The 25,595-nt window shown below is 39.4% G+C and carries 24 protein-coding genes; 7 read left to right on the top strand and 17 right to left on the bottom strand.

Annotation, left to right across the window (positions count from 1 at the left end; all coding sequences use genetic code 11):
• Positions 1-102: 102 nt before the first annotated feature.
• From ezrA to NML75_RS05190, 6 genes are all read right to left on the bottom strand, one after another.
• Positions 103-1,830, bottom strand: a complete 1,728-nt coding sequence (ezrA, locus tag NML75_RS05215) for a septation ring formation regulator EzrA (RefSeq protein WP_254804227.1) — start codon at positions 1,828-1,830, stop codon at positions 103-105.
• Positions 1,831-1,910: 80 nt separating this feature from the next.
• Entirely contained in the window at positions 1,911-3,857 is a 1,947-nt protein-coding gene (gene gyrB / locus NML75_RS05210; protein WP_254804226.1) for a DNA topoisomerase (ATP-hydrolyzing) subunit B, read from the bottom strand.
• Positions 3,858-3,871: 14 nt separating this feature from the next.
• The gene (locus NML75_RS05205) at positions 3,872-4,435 is read right to left on the bottom strand and encodes an HAD family hydrolase (RefSeq protein WP_025170584.1); all 564 of its coding nucleotides are present in this window, start codon (positions 4,433-4,435) and stop codon (positions 3,872-3,874) included.
• A 110-nt stretch (positions 4,436-4,545) separates the two neighbouring features.
• Entirely contained in the window at positions 4,546-5,094 is a 549-nt protein-coding gene (locus NML75_RS05200; protein WP_004253852.1) for a DJ-1 family glyoxalase III, read from the bottom strand.
• Between the two features lie 10 nt (positions 5,095-5,104).
• Positions 5,105-6,328: an FtsW/RodA/SpoVE family cell cycle protein gene (locus NML75_RS05195; protein WP_004253849.1), complete on the bottom strand. Its 1,224-nt coding sequence runs from the start codon at positions 6,326-6,328 to the stop codon at positions 5,105-5,107.
• 33 nt (positions 6,329-6,361) lie between these two features.
• Positions 6,362-8,812 carry a bifunctional DnaQ family exonuclease/ATP-dependent helicase gene (locus NML75_RS05190; RefSeq protein WP_254804225.1) on the bottom strand — a complete coding sequence of 817 codons (2,451 nt, stop codon included), beginning with the start codon at positions 8,810-8,812 and terminating at the stop codon, positions 6,362-6,364.
• Between the two features lie 120 nt (positions 8,813-8,932).
• Here NML75_RS05190 and NML75_RS05185 point away from each other — a divergent pair, with 120 nt between their 5' ends.
• Positions 8,933-9,118, top strand: coding sequence for a hypothetical protein (locus tag NML75_RS05185; RefSeq protein ID WP_049494894.1), 186 nt, complete (start codon positions 8,933-8,935; stop codon positions 9,116-9,118).
• A 23-nt stretch (positions 9,119-9,141) separates the two neighbouring features.
• Here the strand turns inward: NML75_RS05185 and NML75_RS05180 are convergent, their stop codons facing one another.
• From NML75_RS05180 to NML75_RS05160, 5 genes are all read right to left on the bottom strand, one after another.
• The gene (locus NML75_RS05180; RefSeq protein WP_004253838.1) at positions 9,142-9,990 is read right to left on the bottom strand and encodes an NAD(P)H-hydrate dehydratase; all 849 of its coding nucleotides are present in this window, start codon (positions 9,988-9,990) and stop codon (positions 9,142-9,144) included.
• Positions 9,991-9,993: 3 nt separating this feature from the next.
• Positions 9,994-10,818 (bottom strand): phosphate ABC transporter ATPase, encoded by an 825-nt coding sequence (locus NML75_RS05175; RefSeq protein WP_254804224.1) that lies wholly within the window; start codon positions 10,816-10,818, stop codon positions 9,994-9,996.
• 120 nt (positions 10,819-10,938) lie between these two features.
• Entirely contained in the window at positions 10,939-11,796 is an 858-nt protein-coding gene (locus NML75_RS05170; protein ID WP_004253833.1) for a bifunctional methylenetetrahydrofolate dehydrogenase/methenyltetrahydrofolate cyclohydrolase, read from the bottom strand.
• Between the two features lie 527 nt (positions 11,797-12,323).
• Complete coding sequence (locus tag NML75_RS05165) at positions 12,324-13,058, bottom strand: amino acid ABC transporter ATP-binding protein (protein WP_004253831.1); 735 nt, start codon at positions 13,056-13,058, stop codon at positions 12,324-12,326.
• Positions 13,058-13,741 carry an amino acid ABC transporter permease gene (locus NML75_RS05160; RefSeq protein ID WP_004253828.1) on the bottom strand — a complete coding sequence of 228 codons (684 nt, stop codon included), beginning with the start codon at positions 13,739-13,741 and terminating at the stop codon, positions 13,058-13,060. Before NML75_RS05160 ends, NML75_RS05165 begins: the two co-directional genes overlap by 1 nt.
• A 204-nt stretch (positions 13,742-13,945) precedes the next feature.
• Here NML75_RS05160 and NML75_RS05155 point away from each other — a divergent pair, with 204 nt between their 5' ends.
• The 5 genes from NML75_RS05155 to NML75_RS05135 all read left to right on the top strand — a co-directional run bounded on the left by NML75_RS05155 (position 13,946) and on the right by NML75_RS05135 (position 18,372).
• Positions 13,946-14,176 carry a DUF1797 family protein gene (locus NML75_RS05155; protein ID WP_004253825.1) on the top strand — a complete coding sequence of 77 codons (231 nt, stop codon included), beginning with the start codon at positions 13,946-13,948 and terminating at the stop codon, positions 14,174-14,176.
• A 239-nt stretch (positions 14,177-14,415) separates the two neighbouring features.
• A complete protein-coding gene (locus NML75_RS05150) occupies positions 14,416-16,665 on the top strand; it encodes an ATP-dependent Clp protease ATP-binding subunit (protein WP_254804223.1) in 2,250 nt (749 codons plus the stop codon).
• Positions 16,666-16,754: 89 nt separating this feature from the next.
• Positions 16,755-17,204, top strand: a complete 450-nt coding sequence (locus NML75_RS05145) for an NUDIX hydrolase (protein ID WP_004253820.1) — start codon at positions 16,755-16,757, stop codon at positions 17,202-17,204.
• 63 nt (positions 17,205-17,267) lie between these two features.
• Positions 17,268-17,567: a DUF1827 family protein gene (locus tag NML75_RS05140; protein ID WP_004253819.1), complete on the top strand. Its 300-nt coding sequence runs from the start codon at positions 17,268-17,270 to the stop codon at positions 17,565-17,567.
• Positions 17,568-17,739: 172 nt separating this feature from the next.
• A complete protein-coding gene (locus NML75_RS05135) occupies positions 17,740-18,372 on the top strand; it encodes a GNAT family N-acetyltransferase (RefSeq protein ID WP_004253818.1) in 633 nt (210 codons plus the stop codon).
• A gap of 46 nt (positions 18,373-18,418) precedes the next feature.
• On the opposite strand, the gene metK is transcribed toward NML75_RS05135, so the two are convergent.
• Positions 18,419-19,609 (bottom strand): methionine adenosyltransferase, encoded by a 1,191-nt coding sequence (metK, locus tag NML75_RS05130; protein WP_004253971.1) that lies wholly within the window; start codon positions 19,607-19,609, stop codon positions 18,419-18,421.
• A gap of 236 nt (positions 19,610-19,845) precedes the next feature.
• A complete protein-coding gene (locus NML75_RS05125) occupies positions 19,846-20,544 on the bottom strand; it encodes a GntR family transcriptional regulator (RefSeq protein WP_004253969.1) in 699 nt (232 codons plus the stop codon).
• 140 nt (positions 20,545-20,684) lie between these two features.
• Here NML75_RS05125 and guaA point away from each other — a divergent pair, with 140 nt between their 5' ends.
• On the top strand, positions 20,685-22,247 hold the full coding sequence (guaA, locus tag NML75_RS05120; RefSeq protein WP_004253965.1) for a glutamine-hydrolyzing GMP synthase: 1,563 nt from the start codon (positions 20,685-20,687) through the stop codon (positions 22,245-22,247).
• Positions 22,248-22,401: 154 nt separating this feature from the next.
• Here the strand turns inward: guaA and NML75_RS05115 are convergent, their stop codons facing one another.
• From NML75_RS05115 to NML75_RS05100, 4 genes are all read right to left on the bottom strand, one after another.
• Positions 22,402-22,968 (bottom strand): hypothetical protein, encoded by a 567-nt coding sequence (locus tag NML75_RS05115; protein WP_075567899.1) that lies wholly within the window; start codon positions 22,966-22,968, stop codon positions 22,402-22,404.
• Between the two features lie 59 nt (positions 22,969-23,027).
• Positions 23,028-23,192: a DUF4176 domain-containing protein gene (locus NML75_RS05110; protein WP_142321363.1), complete on the bottom strand. Its 165-nt coding sequence runs from the start codon at positions 23,190-23,192 to the stop codon at positions 23,028-23,030.
• On the bottom strand, positions 23,185-23,859 hold the full coding sequence (locus tag NML75_RS05105; RefSeq protein ID WP_075567900.1) for a hypothetical protein: 675 nt from the start codon (positions 23,857-23,859) through the stop codon (positions 23,185-23,187). The genes NML75_RS05110 and NML75_RS05105 overlap by 8 nt, the downstream gene beginning before the upstream one ends.
• A gap of 368 nt (positions 23,860-24,227) precedes the next feature.
• Positions 24,228-25,571 (bottom strand): DEAD/DEAH box helicase, encoded by a 1,344-nt coding sequence (locus tag NML75_RS05100; protein WP_247922171.1) that lies wholly within the window; start codon positions 25,569-25,571, stop codon positions 24,228-24,230.
• Positions 25,572-25,595 lie beyond the last annotated feature (24 nt).

Genomic DNA, 25,595 nt, shown 5'->3' with positions numbered 1-25,595 from the left:
CAAATATGAACTATAATTTCAATGAAAACATGGCATAAAAATATTTAAAATAGGTAAAGAAAAGTAAAAGAATCCTAGAAAAATCTAGGATTCATTTATAAATTAGAAACGAATACTTTCTCTTGTTTTTTCATAAGAAGTAACGAAGCGATTGGTAACACCAGGCTCGGCAACTTCTAATGCTTGAGAGATTTTTTCGAAAGATGCTTGGTAATCAAATGTTGTTTCAAAGATATTCAAAGCTTCCTGGAAAGCTTGTTGAATACGATCATCAAATGATCTGTAACGGTTCGAATATTGAAGCAATTGTTCTGTCAATGTTGCATTTTGAACGATACTGTATGTTTCTTCTTCCAACATATTCATATCATTTGTCGCAATCTCAAGGATACGATTCACAGATTCGATATTCACTTGTGCTTGTTCCAGCTCAGCCATCAAGTCTTCTGTACTGTGGCTTGCATCAAAGAAGAGCTTCAAGAATTTTTGTGGAATTCCTGGAAGATTTCTCTTCTCCATGTAGCGTTTAATCGTATGCAGACGGTTGACATATACATTTGCTTTTTGACGAGCATTGATGTCATCTTTTTCAATTTTAACGAGACGCTCACTAACACCGATTTGGTCATCTTCAATATCTTTTAATGTAGATTGGAGATTTTCCAAACGTTCTTGTAAGACAGAATATGCTTCTGAAACTTCTGACTCTGCATGAGTCATTTCTTCAATAGTAGCATTCAAGGCTGAGATATCAGCTTGAAGACGACGAACTCGATTCACATCGCTTTCTGAAATCAAATAGGTTTTCCCAAGACGTTCGATATCTTTAACCAGTACCTGATTATTTTCTTTCAAGTGTTTAAGATAGGTAGGAAGGGTAGTTACCAATTTCTCAAAAGCTTTATGGGCTGCAATTTCACGAGTGAAAATATCATAAAGTGCATTGATTTCTTCTTGGATTTGAGTGTTTTCATACTCTGCATTATCCAACTCCAATGTACGGATATTTTCGTGATTATTCTTCAAGGCTTCATAGAGAAGTTGAAGACGAGATTCGATATCAGTTTCTACAAAATGGTAGTTTTCATCTAAAAGCTTGCGGTAACCTGCTTCTAAATCTTCAAGTTGTTCTGGCAATTCAGTAGTAAGCTTAGTGACAATCGCTGGAATTCTTTCAACGATATGTGTCAACGCCAAAATATGATTTTCAGCGTTATCTAAAATCCCTGCTGCTTCAACCGGATCCCCTGATGAATTCAAAGTTACAAATTGAGAAAACTCAGATTGGATGTTCTCCAATTGTTTTTCAATTTCTGGAAGAGCTTGACCATATTTTTCAGGATCTTCAGCTACAGTGTTTTGTAGTTTCTCAAATAAATCTAGGGCATGCAGAACACGTCCACTATTTTTTGACTCTTGTTTTTCCAACTCAGACAAGGCATTACGAATTTCTGCAATATCTTCTTCAACAAGTTGGATTTGACTTTCAATTTGATCAATCTGGTGCTTAGCTTTCAAGAAACGGAATGAGTTATTGTATCCTTCAGCTTCAAAGAGGTTATTCTCGATATCTGCAAAAGAGTTAAGAGACAAATCTACCCATTTTTGGTTCCATTCTCTAAAAGCAATCTGACTTTGACCGATCAGATGCATGTTTTTTACAACCTCTACCTCATCATTAACAGGAAGGTTATATAGTTCTTCTTTTCTTTCTTCTAAAGCTGCAAGTCTACTCTCATTTCGTTTACGTAGCAAAATTGCTACTGCAAAAGCAATAAGAAGCAGGACTGCAATTCCAATCAAAGTAATAATCAACTGATTATTTGACATATCAAACTCCTTTTATACATGACACAATTGTAATGATTATATCATATTTTTCAAACATTGGGAACTATTTCCCAATATTTTTATACGTCAAGAGTACTGTAAACAGCGTTTTCTTCGATAAATTCTCGACGTGGTTCAACTCGATCACCCATGAGCATATCAAAAATCTTATCTGCTTCTGCTGCGTCATCTACTGATACACGAGCCATGAGACGATGTTCAGGATTCATCGTAGTTTCCCAAAGTTGGTGGTCATCCATCTCTCCAAGACCTTTATAACGTTGAATGGTTGGTTTGGAACGACCTTCGCTGTAGCGAGCCAAGGCTTCTTGTAGGCGGACTTCTTGGTCTGCGCCAGGTTGAATATATTCCTTAATCTCACTACCAACTTTGACACCGTAAATTGGTGGTTGAGCGATATAAACATAACCAGCCTCTAGAACGGGTTTCATATAGCGATAAATCAGAGTTAACAAGAGAGTACGAATATGGGCTCCATCGACATCGGCATCTGTCATGATAACCAGTTTTTGATAGCGAGCTTTGCTAACATCGAACTCTGCGCCAAATCCTGTTCCCATAGCTGTGAAAAGACTGCGAATCTCCTCATTTGCAAGGATTTTATCCATAGTTGCCTTTTCAACGTTAAGGATTTTACCACGAATTGGTAAGATGGCTTGGAATTCACGATTACGTCCTGATTTTGCAGACCCCCCTGCAGAGTCTCCTTCGACGATGAAAAGTTCAGTTTCAGCTGGATTGTTTGATGAACAGTCCGCTAATTTTCCTGGAAGATTTGAAATTTCTAAACCAGATTTCTTACGTGTAACTTCACGCGCACGCTTGGCAGCAACACGCGCTTTGGCAGCCAAAATCCCTTTTTCAACGATGCGCTTAGCAATCTGTGGATTTTCCAAAAGGAAGTCAGAGAATGCATCGCTGAAGAGGCGATTGGTAATCTTTACAACTTCACTATTTCCAAGTTTTGTCTTAGTTTGTCCTTCAAACTGAGGATTTGGATGCTTCACAGAGATAACAGCTGTCAATCCTTCACGGACATCCTCACCTGTTAGGTTATCTTCGTTATCTTTTAGAAGTTTGTTTTTACGAGCATAGTCATTGATAACACGAGTTAAGGCTGTACGGAAACCTTGCTCATGTGTTCCACCTTCATGGGTATGAATATTGTTGGCGAAACTCATGACATTCTCGTGGTAACCCGTTGTGTACTGCATCGCGACTTCCACTGTAATATCATCCATTTCACCATCTGTGTAGATTGGTGTATCAAAGATAACATCCTTGTTTTCGTTGATGTACTCAACGTAGCTCGCAATCCCGCCTTCGTAGTGATAATGCTTGGTTTGTTCAAGTCCTTCACGTTTGTCAGTAATAGAAATTTGAAGCCCGCGGTTCAAAAAGGCTAACTCTTGAATACGTTTATTTAATTTATCAAAATCAAATGTCGTTGTCTCAGTAAAAATTTCTGGGTCTGGAGTAAAGTGAACGATTGTCCCTGTTTTATCCGTATCCCCGATCACCTCAAGGTCTGCAACAACATGACCACGACGGTATTCTTGGTAGTGAATCTTTCCATTTTTATGAACGCGAACATCCAACTGTGTTGAAAGAGCATTTACAACTGATGACCCTACACCATGGAGTCCACCAGATACCTTGTATCCGCCACCGCCGAATTTACCTCCGGCGTGAAGAACAGTAAAGACTGTTTCAACGGCAGGACGTCCTGTTTTCTCTTGGATACCAACTGGAATTCCACGACCATCATCGATAACTGTAATGGAATCATCAGGTTCAATAAAGACCTCGATATGACTAGCAAATCCTGCCAAGGCCTCATCGATAGAATTATCTACAATTTCCCAGACTAGGTGGTGAAGACCCTCTTTCGAAGTTGAACCGATGTACATCCCTGGACGCATACGAACAGCTTCCAGACCTTCCAAAACTTGAATTTGACTGGCATCATAATCTTGTGCCTGTTGGTTTTTAATATCTTCTGTCATTTTTCCCCTTTTTCTTACATGTCTATTGCTTGTTTTAAGGACACAATATCCTCAAAGAGATAGGCATCTAAGCCTGCAGCATGTCCTGCTTCTACATCAATGGCACGGTCACCAATGACTAGACCTGATGTTATATGATACTTATCACGTAAATAAATCATCGATTCAGGATCAGGCTTGCGTTTAAAACCTGAACTAGCCGTCACTACTTCTGTAAAGTAAGGAGCTATCTCAGTTTTTGCTAAAATCTCCAATACCTGATCGTTTCGATGAGAAACCAAGAAATTACGGCCACCTTGGTTTGATATTTCTTCCAAGAGTACCGGAATCCCATCAAATAAAACTGGGTGTTCAAGCTCACGGGCTTCATTTTCCTTATATTTCTCAAGAAAGTTTTCAATACCTGGAGCATACTTTTCGATAGCAAAGGCAGTCGATATCTTCAAAGCCTCGTAAACACTATCGTGTTCCTGCTCAATCCCGAACTCTGCTAATGTTTCTACAAAAGCTGCTGTAGAAGTTTCATAATTATCAAGCAGGGTTCCACCTAAATCCCAGATGTAATCGTGATATTTCATACCCTTCATTATACCATTTTTTATAAAAAAAAGCGATTTTTACCTTGGTTTTTGCCATTAAAAAAGAGAAGAATCTTCTCCATCAAGAAAGATTCTCCTCCGTTTGTTCATTATTTTTCAAATAGGTCTGTGTAGAGCATGCCATTTCTTAGAGACTCAGCATCTCCGCCCAGTGTTTCAACCAAGTAGTAAGCAAAGGCTAAAGCTGTTGCTGGTCCACGGCTCGTAATGATATTTCCATCCACTACGACTGTTTCTTTGTGGTAGTGACCGTCAGCAATTTGTTCTTGGACTCCATCATAGCAGGTGAAGTTTCTTCCTTCTAGGAGACCAGCTCGATTCAAAGCAATTGGAGCAGCACAGATGGCTGCCACCTTTTTACCTATTTTCTCAAATTTTTGAAGTTCAGTGATTAATTGTTCATTGTCCCGCAAGTGGGCAGCGCCAGGCATACCTCCTGGAAGGACAATCATGTCATACTCTGATAAATCACCATCAAACACTCGATCAGCCTGAACTTGAATGGCATGTGAACCTGTCACTTTATCTTCAAATCCTACCATATGGCAGGTGATATTTGCGCGGCGCATGACGTCTACGACCGTCAAGGCTTCAATTTCTTCAAAACCATTTGCTAGGATAACTGCAACTTTAGGCATAGCGACCTCCTTATTTCACTTTTTTCAATACAACTTTTTTACGTTTGAATCTTGTTCGACCACTCTTTTCATCAGCCAAATGGGTTTGGTAGCTCATCGATAACAGCAAACCGACACCAATTAGATTACTGATAATAGCTGATCCCCCTTGGGAAATAAAGGGCAAAGGAATCCCTGTCAGAGGAAGAAGACCAGTAACCGCACCAATATTTTCAAAGATATGGAACAAGAGCATCATGATAAATCCAGTTGAGATGTAGGTATAAAATTGATTATTGGATTTTAGGGTAATCTTTAACATGCGATAGATGAGCAGTAGATAGAGTGCAACCACTACAACTGAACCAATAAATCCAAAATCTTCCGCAATTACTGTGAAAATCATATCACTCTCGCGGACTGGAATAAGGAGATTAGACACATTAAAGCCTTGACCAAAAATTCCACCGCTACCAATCGCAATTTGACCCTGCGCCTGTTGATAGGTAGTCGTTTGGGCATAATCAAAGGGATTGAGCCAAGCTAGGATACGATTTATCTGATAAGTTGGCATCCCAATCTGATGCATAAAGGCACGCCCGTCTTTTGTGATAAAGATTGCTAGGAATCCTGCAATCGCCGATACAACTACTACAAAAATTGGAATAATAATCTTCCAAGAAACACCAGACAATAAGACAAGTCCTGCAAAGATTGCGACAAAAACCATAGCTGTACCAAGGTCACTTTGCAAGGCTAGCAAAACCATAACTGGCATCGTGAAAACAATCATCCACAAAATTAATAAAAAATCTAAACCAATCGTTCGTTCTTTGTCTTTATGTTTCTTGGTAAAGGTTACGATAACGTATGCCAGCATCAAAATATAGGATATCTTCATGAATTCGGAGGGTTGAAAAAGTGTATAACCACCGATTGACACCCAGTTTTTCGCACCAGTTGCAGCTACTAAACTCGGGTTGTAGAAGACTAAAGGCAAGACCATCAAGGCTAGACCGAGTCCATATAAATAAGGCGTGGACTGCCAGAGAAATTTTGTGTTAAAAAACATGACTATGAAGCTAAAAACAATCCCTAGCGATATCCAAGCCAGTTGTTGTCCAAGTATGGACCAAACATTGTTTGGGTAGTCATGACTAACTGCTATATAAATAGCTACAACTCCAATCACCAACAAACAAAATACTGGTAATATTAAACTATAATCGACCCTAGAGTCGAGAGAACGTTTCATAAAAGGCCTCCTTCATTCTTTCAGGTATTCATTTCATTGTTTATTTAAAAATTCTTGAACTTTTGAGAATACTTGCTCTCGGCTAATATTCCTTACTCGACTGGTACGAGACAGAGCCTTGCTGATTTGTTTGCCATATCGTTTACTTGACATACGGCTATCTAAAATCAAAACTGCGGAGCGTTGACCAACTCGGCGCATGGTTCGTCCAATCGCTTGCTTGAGGCGAATAATGGCCATAGGAAGCTGATAATCGTAAAAAGGATTTTTCCCTTCAAGGCGGAGCTCTTGGTTCATCTTTTTAGTAAAAGGATCTTCTGGATTTTGGAAAGGTAGACGAGTCACCACTTCAATAACCCGCGGATGTCTTGAAAAATCGACACCTTCCCAAAAACTTCCCGCACCAAGCAAAAGCTCACGCTCGCCTCTTTCAAAACGTTTTTTTAATTGAGCTGGTTCCCCATGCTTGTACTGGGCTAGATGGGGAATTCTTAAAGTATCAGATACCTGCAATAATAAATCTTTCGCAGTAAACAAGACTAGAATGGGTTCTTCAAACTGGAATAATTCTTCTAGAACTTCTACAATTGCTTGTGCATATTCCTCAGATGAAATTTCTGTCACCAACGGAAAATCATTCACCAACAAAATTTCCTGATTTTCCTGAAATTGTTCATCTAGGTAATAAATGTTTGCTTGCGGGAATCCTAACAATTCTGGCAAAGAAACTCTGCTACTAATTTCTAGGGTTGCAGAGATTCCGAGAAGCTGGCAGGATTCTGGAAATATCTGAGAAAATAGCAAACGTTGATCGCGACTAGAAGTAATCTCGATTTTTTTACTAGAGAGTTCTGAAACTGATAACCAAAATTCTCCTTCAGACGAGAAAAATCTCTGATAGTCTTTAAATTCTGGTAAATTCAACTCAGAAAAATCTTGTCGGAGCTTGTCAATGCTACTAGCTGGACACATCTTCCGTTTGCCAGATAGAAACTGCTCCAGCAGATAAGAAAGCTCAAAACGAATACTCTCTAGCAAGCGTCTTTCAAGCATGCCTTCTTCCCTTGATAGAGCTTGGTCTAGTTGATCTAGCAAATCCGTTAGCAAATAAGATTTTCGAGAAAGATTTTCCAAGGTCAACAAGATTTTCTGGGCTTCATCCAAAATCAAGAGACGTCCCTCTAAAAGACTCGGATCATCTTCAAGTCGAGTAAGGAGGTAAGCATGATTTGTCACTAGCAACTTACAAGAACGCGCTTTTTCCTGACCACGTCTCCAAAAATCCTCTAGCCAAAAGAGAGAATCTTTGTGAAGATTTCCATCATGAACCAAGTTTGGTAAAAATTGCTGATAGCGATAAAGCTGACCAATTTCATCTAAGTCTCCAGTATCAGTCTCAGTCAGCCAAACTAGGAGTTGCATCTTGAAACGCGTATACAAACGATTGGACTCTTCTTCCTCTAGTGCTGCATGAAAGGCATCTAACTTCAAGTAATTCTGTGGTCCTTTGAGACTATGAGTAGAAATGTGGAAAATCTCTTCTAGTCTTTTAGCCTCCTCTTGCATTACCTGATTTTGAAGGATTTTAGTCGGAACACTAAGTAGGATTCCCCCTTCGTTTTCAAGTGACAAGGCTGGCAGGAGATAGCCGTAGGTTTTTCCGATCCCCGTTTGAGCCTGAATAAAAGAAATTGTTTCCTCTTGTAAAAACTCTTGGACCTTTTGAGCAAATTCTTCTTGTCGGCTTCTTTCCTCCAAACCCAACAAGGCAATGTTAGTCTGGAAATCTTTAGATAGTTTTCGCGGAGAAAGAGCTGATTTTTCTTTTCTTAAGAATAAACCTTGCACTTCTACCAAATCGTGCTCAACGAGGAGGGACTGTTTCTGATAAACTTCCTCGATGACTAGGTAAGATTCATAGAGTAAGCTGTCTGATAAACTCAATAAGCGCTCCAACAACCCTTTTGGCAGTTCAAACATCTTTTGTCTCATACAAAGAAAGAGTTCTGCTGTTGCTTGGGCATCAGATAGGGCTGAATGGGCTTGCTCTAGAGGAATCCCCAACTCTTGGCAAAGAATGCCGAGATTATACTTCTCAAGTTGAGGGTAAAAGACTTGAGCCAACTCCACTGTATCGATACGAGGCGTGCGCAATTCATAACCCTCAAAAAAGAGGAATTCTGCCAATAAATTAGCATCGAACTGAACATTGTGCGCAACAAAAATACCGTCTTTGACCAGTTCAAAAATCTTTCCAGCCACCTGAGAAAACTCTGGAGCCTTTGCCAAACGTTTATCAGTCAAACCCGTTAATTCTTTGATATGAGAATCCAAGCGTTCATGAGGGTTGACATCAGTCGCATACTGTTCAACAATCTCACCATCTTCAATGACTACAATTCCCACTTGGATGATTTTCGCCTTACTTCCAGTACTTGTTGCTTCTAAATCTACAACCACATACCGATTATTTCTAAAGTTCATCACTAAAAATTATATCAAAATTTGCACCATTTGACACCCCTGAACTTTATTTGAAGAGTCAAGTTTCTTGCAAGATTTGAAAAAAATGATTGGATAGAATTGTAGAAAAGGAGGGAACTCATGAACCCATTAGATTTGTTTAATCAAGTAAAGGAACTCATTGAGAACAAAGATTTTTCTGCAGCAAAAACGTTTGTTGATGAAAACAAAGATCAACTCAGTGAGTACCTAAGCCAAGCACAAGTTTTGGTCTCAGGATCAGAAGGACTTAACGGTCTTGTAGATAAGGTCAAAGGCCTCTTCTAATCATCAAAAGACACCTGAAAAAATCAGGTGTCTTTTTGTATTTTTTTCATGAATGCAGGGATATGTTGACTAATCGTGGTTGGCAGAACTACAAAGTTGTCCTCAGCTAGTTCTTGGGCAATGGCTGAATGTAGATAGGTCGCTACCGTCACTCTTTCATAGAGACTAACTTGTGGGAATTGACCAGCAAAACCAGCAATCATCCCAGCTAGGGTATCTCCCATGCCCCCAGTCGCCTGATAAGGACCACCAACACCCAGTTGATAACAATCAGCTTGAGCTGCTTGCCAGATTCGAGTAGCAGGACCTTTTTGAACTAGAATCATCCCAGTAGGAAATTTCTTCAAGGCCTCCCCTGTTTCATCGGTTCCTTGGGAAGTCAAATCTAAGCCTGACAAGACTTGCCATTCCCTTTGATGTGGAGTTAAAACAAGCTGAGCCTTAGGAAATTTCATTCCCGTCTTAGCAAAAATGGATAGGGCACCACCATCCAGTATGAGGGTCTGATTTTGGACTAAATGATGAAAGACTGTTTGGAGAAGCTCTTCTCCACGCTCATCATCCACTAGTCCAGGTCCGACCAAGACAATATTAGCTTTCTGCAACTGTTGCTCAAGTAATTGCTTATCATCAAGGTCAAAAGCCATAGCCTCTGGCAGATGGCTATGTAGAGCTGGAATATTCTCTTCATCCGTTGCTACTGTCACCAAGCCTGCACCACTTCTAACAGCCCCTAAAGCAGCCATAATAATCGCTCCCTCATAGGGATACGTTCCCCCAATCAAGAGAAGACGACCGTAGTCTCCCTTATGACTAGAACGAGGACGCTCGATGATTACTTTTTTCAGTAGAGCTTGATCAATCTCTTTCATACACTACTCCTTAAACTTATCCTTACTTTGTAGCACTTGATTAACCTTGGTATTCCAAGCCTGTAACCCTTCTCCCTCATAGTCTAGGTAAATCACTCTATCTTGTAATTGACAAGGAATCAAACCTTCAAAACAAGCCTTATCTTTTGACGGGATGATACACAAATGAAGAAAGGTATCCAAATCTAAACTATCTCTTACCTTCGCAACATGATAGCCATCAAAGATATAACCTGGCGCTTGAATTAATTCTTCATACAGAAAATGAAAACTAACGCCAGGAATGAACTTTTCTTGCAATTCCTCCTCAGACGGTGCCCGTCCTAACAAACGCTCCATAGCGAGTCGGTAACCCGAAGACGTATTAGACCATCCGAACATGATATAGTCAAAATAGTCTGCTGGATCAGAAGCTGCATTACGACTATCTGTAACTAGCTCAGCCCCACTTTTACCAAATATTTTTACCGCCGACATAAGTTTTCCAATCTGAAAAATCGCCTGAGCCACCTCAACTGTACAAGTATGACTACAAAAATTTGAAGTAACCAACTTCCTATGAATATCATAAGTAGAAGCTACAAGGCGATGACTTGGCCTGTAGGGAGGAAAATAGCTATGCTCTTGCAAGTAATCATGAATTTGTATATTTAATTCAAGATCCTCACATTCCATAATGGTCTGACGACAATGGTCCTGTTCATAAGCAATAAACTTTGCTAGCTTCTCCAATTCCCATTCTTGAATATGTGGATAGTTTTCAAGAGCAAATTGATAGATTCCATCCCACTGGAGACTATAATCTGCATTACAAACTTTTACAATCACCTAATCACCTCTACTTCATTATACTACAAAAAAATAAAGAAAAACATCAATTGAAATAAGTATCTTTACAGCAAATGAAAAGTCGAGATATCACTATCTCAACCATTTTTCATCATAAACTTAATTTTTATCCAGCGTTCTTAAAGCAGCCTGATAAGTCTGTTCCATCAGCATGGTAATGGTCATTGGACCAACTCCACCAGGTACAGGGGTGATATGACTAGCAATTGGTGCAACAGCATCGTAATCAACATCTCCACAGAGCTTGTCATTTTCATCTCGGTTCATCCCTACATCAATGACAACTGCACCTGGTTTGACAAAGTCAGCAGTCACAAACTTGGCGCGACCGATAGCTACGACCAAAATATCGGCTTTAGAAGCTACTTGGGCTAAATTATGGGTGCGAGAGTGGGTCAAGGTTACAGTTGCATTTTTAGCCAACAGTAACTGGGCCATAGGCTTCCCGACAATATTGGAACGACCAATTACGACCGCATTTTTACCTTCCAAGTCAATCCCATATTCATGAAACATTTCCATAATCCCTGCAGGTGTTGAAGGAATCATAACTGGGTGACCAGACCAGAGGCGTCCCATGTTGAGAGGATGGAAACCATCCACATCCTTTTCAGGATCAATAGCTAGTAAAACAGCTTCTTCATCGATGTGTTTTGGTAATGGAAGCTGGACCAAAATCCCATGCCATGCTGGATCTTGATTGTATTTAGCGATTAATTCTAACAATTCCTCTTGAGTAATGGTCTCCGGAACTCGCACGACTTCACTTTGGAAGCCTGCAGCGATAGCAGAACGCTCCTTGTTGCGTACGTAAACTTGGCTTGCTGGATTTTCTCCGACTAAAATAACGACCAATCCTGGAACCAAACCTGTCTCTTCCTTTAATTTAGCTGTTTTTTCAGCCAACTGTCCTTGTAGCTTGGCTGCTAAAGCCTTTCCATCAATTATCTGTGTCATGTATTTTCTCTTTTCTAACAAATATTTTCTATTATAACAAAAAATCGTTCTGCATTCTAACACTTCTTACCTAAGATACCCTATAGTCTGAAACTATAAGAAAAATCTCAGTTGGAGAACTAGGTATTCTCTTACTGGAGGATAAAGGAACTCCACAGAATAAAGATATTAATTTTTGATTCTGCATTTAAAATAATGTATAATGTAAGTAATGGAAGTCTTACAATAAAAGGAGGAAAGCCATGCCAATCTTTAATAAATATATACTATTTTTTATATTTCTTATACTAGCATTATACTCTGATAAGCTTTTCAAAAAGAACCAACAAGTTTGGAAAATTATTTTCGCAGTATTAGGTATACTTACAAGCATTACCTTCTTATTTTAACTACAAAAAGTAGGCATCAGCATTTGCTGATGCCTACTTTTTATTTATAACTTTAATCTAAACTAAGTAATGAAGTTTTGCTCTAACTTGTCGAACTATCCACCTAAAAAAGTCGAAATGGATATAATTTTACGACTCTTACAAAACCTTACTCAAGAAATCCTTGGTTCTTTGTTCTTGGGTTTGTTCAAAAACTTGCTCTGGAGTTCCGTCTTCGACAACGACACCGTCAGCCATAAAGATGACACGATCCGCCACCTCACGAGCAAAGCCCATTTCATGCGTTACGATAACCATGGTCATTCCTGACTGAGCAAGTTCTTGCATAACTGCTAGTACTTCTCCTACCATTTCTGGGTCTAGAGCAGAAGTTGGTTCATCAAAGAGTAGGACATCTGGTTCCATAGCAAGACCACGGGCGATAGCGATACGTTGTTGTTGCCCACCAGACAGACTTTGTGGATAAGCATCTGCCTTATCTGGTAACCCAACCTTTGCCAAAAGCTCATGGGCTCTCTTTTCAGCAACTGCCTTACTTTCCCCTTTAGTCTTAATAGGAGAGAGTGTAATATTTCCCATTACCGTCATATTTGGGAAGAGATTGAATTGTTGGAAAACCATTCCCATCTTTTCGCGCATGGCAAAGAGGTCATTTTTCTTATCGGTAATGTCAACACCTTCAAATATAACTTTTCCTTTAGTAGCTTCTTCGAGGAGATTCATCGAACGAAGGAGGGTTGACTTACCGCTACCAGAAGGTCCGATAATCACCACTACTTGTCCTTTTTTGATTTCAAGATCAATTCCTTTTAAAACTTCATTTTTCCCAAAGTTTTTATGAAGGTTTTCAATTTTTATAAGTGTTTCAGTCATTATTTCTTATCTCCTTGTCCCATACGATTTTCAAAAGCTTTCAAGGCCAGTGTCAAGATAGAGGTCATAATCAAGTAGTAAAAGGCTGCAAATAAGAGCGGTGTTAAAGGTAGGTAAGTAGTTGTTGATACTGTAGTAGCTCCATTCCACAACTCCATAACCCCGATAGCTGACAAGAGCGAGCTATCCTTGATAATAGTGATAAACTCATTTCCTAGAGAAGGTAAGATATTTTTGATAGCCTGGGGCAAAATGACATAACGCATGGCATTCTTAGGACGAATACCTAGTGAATAAGCTGCTTCTAATTGTCCCTTTGGCACTGCATTAATCCCAGCACGAACTGTTTCTGATACATAGGCACCACTATTCATAGAGATAATCAAAATCCCCGGAATCAAGCGAGTCAGATCAACATCTAAGATCCCAATTTGAATAGTCGGAGCACTAATATGCATCAAGGCAAATGCAATCATAATCTGCACCATCATCGGAGTCCCACGGAAGACCCAGATATATAGATTAGCAAACCAGGCAAGTGGTTTAATCTTTGAACGTTGTGCAAAGGCCAGCAGCACTCCTAGAATGGTCCCCAAGAAGACTACCAAGATAGATATGATAATTGTTACAACGGCTCCATAGTTAAAATATGGTAGATATTTCGGTAAAAAAGAAAAATTCATGGATACTCTACTTTCTGTTTTTAATATTTAAACTTAAAACTTGTATAAGGATAACATATATTGCATAAAAATTCAACATTTTCTCCTAAGATTTTCAATAAATTTTCAAAGGTAAGAGAAATAGCGAGAAATCTTAGTTTTTTCTAGTCAAGTAGAGTCTGTTTATGGTAAAATAGTAAAGATAAGAAATGGAGGAGAATCAAAATGGAATCACATTTGGTTAGAATCATCAATCGCTTAGAAGCAATGACAAAAGATGGTGGTAACTTGAAACGTAACTTTGAACGCGAAGGAGTTGTTGTCGCAGAGGTTGCTTTTAACCACGACGAAGAAAACGGACCACTTTTCACACTTCGTGACGTTGAAGCTCGTGAGACTTATACATTTGATAGCATCGACCTTATTGCGATGGAAATTTACGAACTTTTATACTAATCGTTAAATAAAGGCAGAGAATACTTCTGCTTTGACCAAGAAAATCCTTTTTGTACGACAAATAGGATTTTTCTTTTTACCCTTAAAGGTTTGACTATAATAGACTCGCAACATCAACTTTAATACTCAATCTTTTTACTTGCTTTCCCCTTCAATCATGATATAATGAGACTAAAGAACTTTGACTATTTTTGACCTTTCGGTTTTAGTCAAAGCCAAGAAAGAAACGAGGTAGAGGTATGCTCTGTCAAAATTGTAAAATCAATGACTCAACAATCCATCTTTACACTAATCTGAATGGGCAACAAAAGCAAATCGATCTTTGCCAAAATTGCTACAAAATTATCAAAACAGATCCTAACAATAGCTTATTTAAAGGAATTACAGATTTAAACAATCGTGATTTCGATCCATTTGGAGATTTCTTTAACGACCTGAACAACTTTAGACCTTCTTCTAATAGCAATACTCCTCCTACCCAGTCAGGTGGTGGATACGGCGGTAATGGTGGCTATGGTTCCCAAAATCGTGGACCGGCTCAAACTCCTCCTCCTAGTCAGGAAAAAGGACTCTTGGATGAATATGGTATCAATGTTACTGAGATTGCCCGTCGTGGAAATATCGACCCTGTGATTGGTCGTGACGAAGAAATCATCCGCGTTATTGAAATTCTCAACCGTAGAACCAAAAACAACCCTGTCCTTATCGGTGAGCCTGGTGTTGGTAAGACAGCCGTTGTCGAGGGCTTAGCTCAGAAAATTGTTGATGGTGATGTTCCCCATAAACTTCAAGGGAAAGAAGTCATTCGCCTAGATGTTGTCAGCCTTGTCCAAGGTACAGGTATCCGAGGCCAGTTTGAAGAACGTATGCAAAAACTCATGGAAGAAATTCGTGAGCGCAAAGATGTCATCCTCTTTATCGATGAAATTCACGAGATTGTCGGTGCTGGTTCTGCCGGAGACGGCAATATGGATGCAGGAAATATCCTAAAACCAGCTCTTGCTCGTGGCGAACTCCAACTAGTTGGTGCTACTACCCTCAATGAATATCGCATCATCGAAAAAGATGCTGCCCTTGAACGTCGTATGCAACCTGTCAAAGTTGATGAACCAACTGTGGAAGAGACTATTATTATTCTCAAAGGTATCCAAAAGAAATACGAAGATTACCACCACGTTCATTATACAGATGCTGCTATCGAAGCTGCTGCTACTCTTTCTAACCGCTACATCCAAGATCGTTTCTTGCCGGACAAGGCTATTGACCTCCTAGATGAGGCTGGTTCTAAAATGAACTTAACTTTGAATTTTGTGGATCCTAAGGTCATCGACCAACGCTTAATCGAGGCAGAAAATCTCAAGGCCCAAGCAACTCGAGATGAAGATTTTGAGAAAGCAGCCTACTTCCGTGACCAGATTGCTAAATATAAAGAAATGCAAAAAACAAAAGTAACGGATCAGGATACTCCAATCATCAGCGAAAAGACGATTGAACACATTATTGAACAAAAGACCAATATTCCGGTTGGTGATTTAAAAGAAAAAGAACAGTCTCAACTCATCAACCTAGCAGACGACCTCAAGGCTCATGTCATTGGTCAAGATGATGCAGTTGATAAGATTGCTAAGGCTATCCGCCGTAACCGTGTTGGGCTTGGAACTCCTAACCGTCCAATTGGTAGCTTCCTCTTTGTTGGTCCTACTGGTGTCGGTAAGACAGAACTTTCTAAACAACTAGCTATTGAGCTTTTTGGTTCTGCTGATAGCATGATTCGCTTTGATATGAGCGAATACATGGAAAAACATAGCGTTGCCAAACTCGTCGGTGCCCCTCCAGGATACGTTGGTTATGATGAAGCAGGTCAGTTGACAGAGAAAGTGCGTCGCAACCCTTACTCACTTATCCTCCTTGACGAGGTTGAAAAAGCCCATCCAGATGTTATGCATATGTTCCTTCAAGTATTGGATGATGGCCGCTTAACGGACGGTCAAGGACGCACTGTTAGCTTTAAGGATGCCATCATTATCATGACCTCAAATGCAGGTACAGGAAAAGCTGAAGCAAGCGTTGGATTTGGTGCAGCTAGAGAAGGTCGTACCAACTCTGTCCTTGGAGAATTAGGCAACTTCTTTAGTCCAGAATTCATGAACCGCTTTGATGGTATTATTGAATTTAAGGCTCTCAGCAAGGAAAATCTCCTACAAATCGTTGACCTTATGTTGGAAGATGTGAATAAACGTCTCTCAAGTAATAACATCCATTTAGATGTAACAGAAAAGGTTAAAGAAAAACTTGTAGACCTTGGTTACGATCCAAAAATGGGAGCTCGTCCACTCCGTCGTACCATCCAAGACTATATCGAAGATGCCATTACAGACTACTATCTTGAAAATCCGAGTGAAAAAGACCTCAAGGCAGTCATGACAAGTAAAGGTAAAATCGTGATTAAGTCCAAAAATAAAACGGAAACAGTCGAGTCAAACGACTAGTTCCTCACATACAAAAGAATGTTCTTACTTGACAGTGAGAGCATTCTTTACTATTATAGAAAGAAAGCGCACTCACGAAGGAGAACTTTATGACAAATCCAACATTTGGAGAAAAAAAAGAGGGAGTAACCTACAAAAATAGATATGGCGTTTATGCAGTCATACCTGATGCAAACCATGAAAAGATTATCCTCGTACAAGCTCCAAATGGTGCATGGTTCTTACCAGGGGGCGAAATTGAAGAAGGTGAAAATCACCTTGAAGCTCTCAAACGAGAATTGATTGAAGAATTAGGATTTACAGCTGAAATCGGCACCTACTACGGGCAAGCTGATGAATACTTTTACTCTAGACATCGTGACACCTATTACTACAATCCAGCCTATCTCTACGAAGCTACTTCTTACCAAGAAATCCAAAAACCTCTCGAGGACTTCAATCACTTAGCTTGGTTCCCAATCGATGAAGCTATTACTAACTTAAAACGTGGAAGTCACAAATGGGCGATCGAAGCTTGGAAAAAACAACATCAAATTTAAACTATCTTTACCAAATTTCCCAAAAAGTGCTATAATAGACATAGATATACAGGAGGAAACCCTATGAAGCTTATCAATACTACAAATTCACACTCGCAACTTGTTAAAAGTCAGCTAGAAAGCACAGACGCAACGCTTGTAGAGGTTTATTCTGCGGGAAATACAGATGTTATTTTTACTCAGGCTCCACTTCATTACGAAATCCTCATTTCCAATAAACATCGTGCAATCCGGGAAAAAGAAATGGAAATAATCAAAGAATTTTTCCTCAGTCGTAAAATTAATCAACAGGCTATTGATAAGGCAAATATTAAAACCCTCTATTCTGATAAATTGATTGAGATTTCAATCCCTACAAAATAGAATTAATCTACCCTACAGTTAAAACTGCGGGGTTTTTTAATACCTTTTCTTGTTTATATCTTTAAATAAATTATTGTGAATAAAGCTTTTTTGTGAAAAATTCACATTTCAATCGAAAAATGTGAGAAATTTCGTTATAATAGATAGAGAGATTTTAATGAAGGAGTTTGATATGAAAGAAATAGTATACAGAGAAGCCAGGCTAGATGAATATCAAAAAATTGGAAAAGTGTTGGCTGGTGCCTTCATGGACTACCCTTTCATGACTCTTATCAAAGACGATTTAAAAAAAACAGAATATTACCCAGCATTCTTAGAATTATTGGATAGCCTTCTGACCAAACTCTATATCAAAGGAGAGACCTGTATAGTCGCTGAACGAGACGGGGAAATCATGGCCGTTGCCCTCCTGCAACAAAAGGATTTTTCCATTCTATCTTATTTGCTGAATGGTATGGTCAAGCTTTTCCGCTTTATTACTCCTCGCAATCTCTTGAAATATCTTGATTTGGTGGAACGTTCCGAACAGCATTTGAAAAGATCAGGAAATTTTGACTGGTATTTGATGATGTTGGGAGTCAACGCTTCTAGTCAAAACCAAGGAATCGGGAGTGCTTTTCTACAAGAAGGTGTTGAACCTTATCTTAAATCCAAAGGCTGCAAACGCTTGGGCTTGATTACTAGTACTGAAAAAAATGTTTGCTTCTATGAAAAAAACAAGTATGAATTACTAGATTCGATGATGTTAGAATACGGAACAAAATCTATTGGAAACTGGGCTTTTGTAAAAATCCTGGATAACTAATTTTAAACATAAAAAAGATTGGTCTAAGGACCAATCTTTTTTATGTTTACTTAACGGCTTCTTTCAAGGCTTCTACTTTATCCAAGCGTTCCCATGGAAGATCAATATCTGTACGTCCCATATGTCCATAAGCCGCTGTTTGACGGTAGATTGGACGTTTGAGGTCAAGCATTTGGATGATTCCTGCAGGACGAAGGTCAAAGATTTGACGCGCTGCTTTTTCAAGTTTACTTTCAGCTACTGTTCCTGTACCGAAAGTATCGATACGGACAGATACAGGTTGAGCTACCCCAATCGCGTAAGCCAATTGCACTTCTGCTTTCTTAGCAAGACCTGCAGCAACAATATTTTTAGCAATGTAGCGAGCTGCATAAGAAGCTGAACGGTCAACCTTAGTCGCATCCTTACCAGAGAAGGCACCACCACCGTGACGTGAATAACCACCATAGGTATCCACGATGATCTTACGACCCGTCAAACCTGAGTCCCCTTGAGGTCCTCCGATAACAAAACGACCAGTTGGATTGATGAAGAATTTAGTCTCATCGTCAAGGTACGAAGCTGGAATCACTTCCTTGATGACCTTGTTGATTACATCCTTATGGATTTGTTCATTGCTGACTTCTGGATCGTGTTGGGTTGAAATAACGACAGTGTCCACACGCACTGGTTGGTCATTTTCATCATACTCAACCGTAACTTGAGATTTGGCGTCTGGACGAAGGTAACTAATTTCACCAGACTTACGTAGCTCTGCCAAACGACGAACCAACTTGTGGCTGAGTGAGATTGGCAATGGCATGAGTTCTTCAGTTTCATCAACTGCAAAACCAAACATGAGACCTTGGTCTCCAGCTCCAATCAAATCAAGTGGATCTTTATCCGCATTCCCACGAACTTCCAAGGCTTCATTAACCCCTTGAGCGATATCTGGTGATTGTTCTACCAAGGATGGGTGAACTCCTACCGTCTCCGCTGAGAAACCGTACTCTGTATTGGTATAACCGATTTCTGCAATAGTATCACGAACCACTCGGTTAATATCGACATAAGCATTGGTTGAAATTTCACCGAAAACATGTACTGAACCAGTATAAACAGCTGTTTCAGCAGCCACGTGCGCCTCTGGATCTTGCTCTAAAATAGCATCCAAAATAGCATCTGAAATTTGGTCTGCAATCTTATCTGGATGCCCCTCAGATACAGATTCAGACGTGAATAATTTACGTTCTGACATAAAAATGTCCCCCCTTAAAAAATATTCGTTATAGAGTTACAAAGAACTGGTAGGAAGAGTATTTACAATCAATCCCACCACCTTATCGGGACCATATAACCTAACTATTATAACACGAATCTTTGAAAAATACTCGTATGATTACTATTTTTCTTACTAGGAAAATGTTTTCTAATCATAACCAAATAAAAACTCTTAAAGTAGATGAGTTTCTACTCTAAGAGTGATGTTATAAACTAATTATTTTCTAGATAAAACTCAAACCGTTCTCCGACGTATTGACTCTTTACATACTCAAAAGCCGTTCCGTCATCAAAGTAAGAAACCTGAGTCAAACCTAAAATAGCATGCCCTTTTTCAACTTCTAAGTAATGAGCTATCTTTTCTTTGGCTAAACGTGCGTATATGGTCTGGTGAGATTTACCAATTCGATAACCATGCTCTTGCAAGGTTTGAAAGAAGTGCCTGGTTACTTCCTCTTTTTTGAAATTTTTGATAAATTTCTCAGGAATCGACGCCACTTCATAGACAACAGGAACCTTATCCGCATAACGAACACGCTCCATACGAATGATATTATCAGTTGGCAGTAAACCTAGTTTAACCACTTCTTGCTCATTTGGAATGGTTCGACGATAAGAAATCAAGTGACTAGACGGAGTTTTCCCTTGAGCTTTAACAATCTCCGTAAAACTAGTTGTTCCACGCATTCTTTCCTGAACACGTGTACTTGAAACAAAGGTCCCACTACCTACACGTCGTTCCAAAACCCCTTCTTCAACCAAAAGAGAGATTGCTTGACGTAAGGTCATGCGGCTAACGGCAAATTCTTCTGCTAAATCTCGCTCACTTGGAAGTCTTTCCCCAATTTTCCAACTTCCCTCATCAATATCTTTCTTGATTTGGTCGTGGATTTTCATATAAGCTGGTAACATGCTTGATCACTTCTTTTCTTTATTTTTTCCATTGTACCGTAACTCATAGGGAAAAGTCAAACCGCACTTGTTTGGTTGGTAATTCTAACCCTTTTATGATAGAATATTCAAGAAGATATTTCTTTGAAGAAAGGGAAAAGATGAGCAACATTTCAACTGATTTGCAAGATGTCGAAAAGATCATCGTACTAGACTATGGTAGCCAGTACAACCAACTCATCTCACGTCGTATTCGTGAGATTGGTGTCTTTTCAGAACTAAAAAGTCACAAGATTTCGGCTGACGAAGTCCGTGCTATCAATCCTATCGGGATTGTACTTTCAGGTGGTCCAAACTCTGTTTACGAAGAAGGATCGTTTGATATTGATCCAGAGATTTTTGAACTCGGTATTCCGATTTTGGGAATCTGTTATGGTATGCAGCTATTGACTCACAAGCTTGGAGGAAAAGTTGTTCCTGCCGGCGATGCTGGTAATCGTGAATACGGTCAATCAACATTGACTCACACAGAATCAGCCCTTTTTGCGGGTACTCCAGATGAGCAACTTGTCTTGATGAGCCACGGTGATGCTGTTACAGAAATTCCTGCTGACTTTGTTCGTACTGGAACTTCTGCAGACTGTCCTTATGCATCTATTGAAAACCCTGATAAGAAAATTTACGGTATCCAATTCCACCCAGAAGTTCGCCACTCAGTTCACGGTTATGATATTTTGCGTAACTTTGCTTTGAATATCTGTGGTGCCAAAGGCGACTGGACAATGGATAACTTTATCGAGATGCAAATCAAACAAATCCGTGAAAAAGTTGGAGACAAACGTGTCCTCCTTGGTCTCTCAGGTGGTGTTGACTCTTCTGTTGTTGGGGTTCTTCTCCAAAAAGCCATCGGAGATCAATTGATCTGTATCTTTGTAGACCACGGTCTTCTCCGTAAAGGTGAAGCTGACCAAGTTATGGATATGCTTGGTGGTAAGTTTGGGTTAAACATCGTTAAGGCAGATGCTGCCAAACGTTTCCTTGATAAATTGGCTGGTGTATCTGACCCTGAACAAAAACGGAAGATTATCGGTAACGAATTTGTCTATGTCTTTGACGATGAAGCAAGCAAACTAACAGATGTGAAATTCCTTGCTCAAGGAACTCTTTATACTGACGTGATTGAGTCTGGTACGGATACTGCTCAAACCATCAAGTCTCACCACAACGTTGGTGGACTCCCAGAAGACATGCAGTTTGAACTTATCGAGCCACTCAACACTCTTTACAAGGACGAAGTTCGTGCACTAGGTACTGAACTTGGCATGCCAGACCACATCGTGTGGCGCCAACCATTCCCAGGACCAGGACTTGCTATCCGTGTCATGGGAGAAATCACTGAAGAAAAACTAGAAACTGTTCGCGAATCAGACGCTATCCTTCGTGAAGAGATCGCTAAAGCTGGCCTTGACCGCGACATCTGGCAATACTTCACTGTTAACACTGGCGTTCGTTCAGTAGGTGTTATGGGAGATGGACGTACTTACGACTACACCATCGCTATCCGTGCTATCACTTCGATCGATGGTATGACAGCTGACTTCGCCAAGATTCCTTGGGAAGTTCTCCAGAAAATCTCAGTTCGTATCGTAAACGAAGTTGACCACGTTAACCGCATCGTCTATGATATTACAAGTAAACCACCTGCAACTGTTGAGTGGGAATAATATATAAGAGTAACTTAGGCTAAGAATCCTTGATTTAACAGCATTTCTGTTATTATAAAAGGTTAAAAATCATTCAAAATTGATTGGTTCCCCACCAAAAACCCCACCAGAAATATTTCTGATGGGATTTTTTATATTAAATTTTATTTTTCTATTAGTTGTTTCTCTTTTTCGTGTAAAAATCGTTAACCTTCAGTAAAACATTTCCTGCCATACCATTATAAATCATGATAGTCTCAACAAAGGAAGCGCAGGCAAAAATCGCTAGTATTCTAACATCTCCCCAGAGATAAAAAGCAATTGCAGACAAGATATAACACAGTCCTCCGCCTAGGAGCAACCAGAATATCAACTGCCTTGCTTTTGCAAACCACTTTGTAAAAGCATGAGTGTCAAATTTAGTAATATCAACAGCGTAAAAAGTAGCTTCATTCATTTGTAAGTTTTGCAGTTTGTAAGCGTAATAGCTCATGACGCATTGACAGAGTAACAATAGAAGCAATTTTAAAAAAACATTTTGTAGGGTGAAAAGTCCACTGATAAATGCTAAAATAGCATATCCAATCACGTAACTATTGGCAAGAGTTAATTGGCTCATCGAGCGATAAGAGGCCTTTTCATCCATGGCTAACAAGGATTTTGTCTTTTTATTATAAAAGAGTATTTGGCCTTTCTGATACTGTCCTAATTGTACAAGTATATCTTTCTTTTTTAAAATCATCTAACAACACACCTTAATATTTTCCCTAAACCTGAGATAGCATGGTAAATTTTGACACATTAGGCATACTCCTCTTCTAATTGTTTGATAATTTTTTGGCGTTGTAAAGGAGAATAATCCGATACCAAGGTAAAACTCATAGCTAAAGACAGTGTTGCTATGATTAGTTCTGTTTGATCTTTTAGTTTAACCACTGTTCCCAATGGTAATAGTGTCTCACTCATATTTCTTCTCCTTGTCTTCTGCAAATATCACTTCCCCTTGTTCATACTTCCGCACGGCTAACAACCAGCGGATGGGGTTGTTTTGGAATAAGAAAAGGTACAACAAGGCAGGAAACAGGGCTGCCAAAAGCGAGAAAAAGATTTGTATATCAAATGGTTCCTGCTTATTGAATGAGTCAATAATGCCCGGGATAGCAGCAGCAAATATTACTATAGTAGTCATAAAAACTAATAACATGACAATCATAAAAATAAACATTTTCCCAAACGTCGCTTTTTTCTTGCTAAAATTTTCCCAAAACAGATTTGAATCAACAGCTTTCGCAAACTGTTGAGAACTTGCCCCCTGAACCTGCTTCACTTCTTTATACAAGGCTTCTTCCATCATCCATATAAAGCCAAAGCAAATAAAGAACTGGGCAGCGATATAAGGCGGAACCATCCAGCTACTGTATCTAAAACCGGAAAAAGCTGGTATAGCTACCATTCCCCCTATCAAACCTAAGAAAATAAAAACCAACATCAAAGGAATAATAGCATTATTGCTCTTCCTAGCCCCTTCCGTATTTAATAAGGCACTCTTTTTGGCTACCAGAGCCTCTTTTGTTCTAGTGTTATAGTAGACGGCTTCATCACCGCTTTGTCCAATAAAAATTATTTTTCTCATTTTTAATCACCATAGTTTTAAAACATCTTTATAAAACAATATTTTTCTTTGTCGTTCGATCTTTTAAAAGAATTTTTAATAAGTCAGCAGACTCCATAGCCAACTGTTCTTCACTAATATCTATCGCCATAAAGCAACCTTTCTTCTTATTGATTGATATTTCTAAAAATATGTACTTTTCATTTATTAATCTATTATATTTTACCACAAAAACACACTGAGATACTCGTCCCAGTGTGTTTATTTCATTTTAGGATAACTTCATTCAGTAGACTGAAGAATTCATCATAGCCTCCACATCTGCTGATATAATACTTCTAAATTATTCTAAAAAAACAGTAAAACCTTCTGGTTCTACTGTTTCATTTTTAAAAAGTTTGACGTTTAGCTTTGCGCTCTGCACGTCCACGGGCACGACTTTCTGCCCGCTTAGTCTTCCGGCGTTTTTCATCGACCGCCCACTGAATTTTCTTCTTATAGCCTGGTTTGACTTTTTTCTTTTTCTTTTTGACCAAGCCAATCATTTCGATATCCAGTTTTTCTTGTTTTTTCTCACGATTGGCACGGCGGTCACGGTCATAAGTGTCTTGGAACTCTCCATCTTTAACAACCTTAGGTACAAACTTAATTCCTAATTTCTCCAACTCACGAATATCAGAGTCATCACTTGGTTGATAGAGGGTGATGGCTGTACCTGGTAGACCATTACGTCCAGTTCGTCCAACACGGTGAACAAAGAAGGACAAGTCTTGTGGAATAGCATCGTTGATAACGTGGCTAACACCTTCGATGTCAATCCCACGCGCAGCTAGGTCAGTTGCTACGATATACTCAAAATCAAGGTTCTTCACCTGATTCATGATCCGTTTGCGTTCACGAGGAGCAATGTCTCCATGGATCTTAGCCACCTTTAATCCTTGAGCTGTTAGGTAGCTGTGCAATTCATCCGCACGAGTTTTTGTATTGACAAAAATCATGGCAAGATACGGCTGCATGACTTGAGTCAACTCATAAATCTGAGCATTCTTGTCACGACCCTTGGTCGAAATCAACCAGTTGTCAATGGTATCAGAGATAACTGTCTTAGTCTTGATTTTCTCCATGACAGGATTTGACAAGTATTTCTTCAAAAATGGTTGTAGTTTTTGTGGGATAGTCGCTGAAAAGACCATAAACTGCAAGTCCTTAGGAAGACTTCCTGCAATCTTATCAACTGTTTCCAAGAATCCCATATCCAAGGTCATGTCAGCTTCATCGACTACAAAGGTCTTAGCCTTGTGAATAGCAAGGTCACCAGACTTGACCAAATCATAGATACGACCTGGTGTTCCGATAACGATATGTGGTTGATTACTTGCTAATTTGTCAATCTGACGTGCCTTGTCTGTACCACCAACATAGTTCACAACACGAATCTCAACATCTGAATGAGCTGCGATCTGACGAGCAGCTTGGTAAATCTGAGTCGCTAATTCACGACTTGGAGCTGTGATAACTGCCTGCACGCTATCGCTCTCTTCATCCAACTGTTGGAAAATCGGTAACAAGAAAGTATGAGTCTTACCTGAACCTGTTTTTGATTCACCAACCAAGTCACGACCTGCCAGGACAATAGGAATCAACTTTTCCTGAACCTCGGTAGGAGTCGTAAATTTCAACTCCTCCAAGGCTTTTTCTATATATTTTTTAAATTTAAATTGTGTAAATGACATAATTTCCTCGATTCTATCTATCTA

It is taken from the genome of Streptococcus sp. CF4-3, assembly GCF_024295385.1.
GTDB classification, from domain to species: Bacteria; Bacillota; Bacilli; order Lactobacillales; family Streptococcaceae; genus Streptococcus; species Streptococcus infantis_I.
Note: the sequence above shows the minus strand (reverse complement) of the source record. Positions and strands in the feature narration are given on the sequence as shown.

Coding starts and splice junctions, on each gene's coding strand:
- NML75_RS05135 (WP_004253818.1), top strand. CDS start 17,740: ATGAAAGAAATAGTATACAGAGAAGCCAGGCTAGATGAATATCAAAAA.
- NML75_RS05180 (WP_004253838.1), bottom strand. CDS start 9,990: ATGAAAGAGATTGATCAAGCTCTACTGAAAAAAGTAATCATCGAGCGT.
- NML75_RS05150 (WP_254804223.1), top strand. CDS start 14,416: ATGCTCTGTCAAAATTGTAAAATCAATGACTCAACAATCCATCTTTAC.
- NML75_RS05100 (WP_247922171.1), bottom strand. CDS start 25,571: ATGTCATTTACACAATTTAAATTTAAAAAATATATAGAAAAAGCCTTG.
- ezrA (WP_254804227.1), bottom strand. CDS start 1,830: ATGTCAAATAATCAGTTGATTATTACTTTGATTGGAATTGCAGTCCTG.
- NML75_RS05105 (WP_075567900.1), bottom strand. CDS start 23,859: ATGAGAAAAATAATTTTTATTGGACAAAGCGGTGATGAAGCCGTCTAC.
- NML75_RS05200 (WP_004253852.1), bottom strand. CDS start 5,094: ATGCCTAAAGTTGCAGTTATCCTAGCAAATGGTTTTGAAGAAATTGAA.
- gyrB (WP_254804226.1), bottom strand. CDS start 3,857: ATGACAGAAGATATTAAAAACCAACAGGCACAAGATTATGATGCCAGT.
- NML75_RS05125 (WP_004253969.1), bottom strand. CDS start 20,544: ATGTTACCAGCTTATATGAAAATCCACGACCAAATCAAGAAAGATATT.
- NML75_RS05115 (WP_075567899.1), bottom strand. CDS start 22,968: ATGATTTTAAAAAAGAAAGATATACTTGTACAATTAGGACAGTATCAG.
- guaA (WP_004253965.1), top strand. CDS start 20,685: ATGAGCAACATTTCAACTGATTTGCAAGATGTCGAAAAGATCATCGTA.
- NML75_RS05185 (WP_049494894.1), top strand. CDS start 8,933: ATGAACCCATTAGATTTGTTTAATCAAGTAAAGGAACTCATTGAGAAC.
- metK (WP_004253971.1), bottom strand. CDS start 19,609: ATGTCAGAACGTAAATTATTCACGTCTGAATCTGTATCTGAGGGGCAT.
- NML75_RS05140 (WP_004253819.1), top strand. CDS start 17,268: ATGAAGCTTATCAATACTACAAATTCACACTCGCAACTTGTTAAAAGT.
- NML75_RS05160 (WP_004253828.1), bottom strand. CDS start 13,741: ATGAATTTTTCTTTTTTACCGAAATATCTACCATATTTTAACTATGGA.
- NML75_RS05110 (WP_142321363.1), bottom strand. CDS start 23,192: ATGAGTGAGACACTATTACCATTGGGAACAGTGGTTAAACTAAAAGAT.
- NML75_RS05170 (WP_004253833.1), bottom strand. CDS start 11,796: ATGACACAGATAATTGATGGAAAGGCTTTAGCAGCCAAGCTACAAGGA.
- NML75_RS05205 (WP_025170584.1), bottom strand. CDS start 4,435: ATGAAATATCACGATTACATCTGGGATTTAGGTGGAACCCTGCTTGAT.
- NML75_RS05155 (WP_004253825.1), top strand. CDS start 13,946: ATGGAATCACATTTGGTTAGAATCATCAATCGCTTAGAAGCAATGACA.
- NML75_RS05165 (WP_004253831.1), bottom strand. CDS start 13,058: ATGACTGAAACACTTATAAAAATTGAAAACCTTCATAAAAACTTTGGG.
- NML75_RS05190 (WP_254804225.1), bottom strand. CDS start 8,812: ATGAACTTTAGAAATAATCGGTATGTGGTTGTAGATTTAGAAGCAACA.
- NML75_RS05195 (WP_004253849.1), bottom strand. CDS start 6,328: ATGAAACGTTCTCTCGACTCTAGGGTCGATTATAGTTTAATATTACCA.
- NML75_RS05145 (WP_004253820.1), top strand. CDS start 16,755: ATGACAAATCCAACATTTGGAGAAAAAAAAGAGGGAGTAACCTACAAA.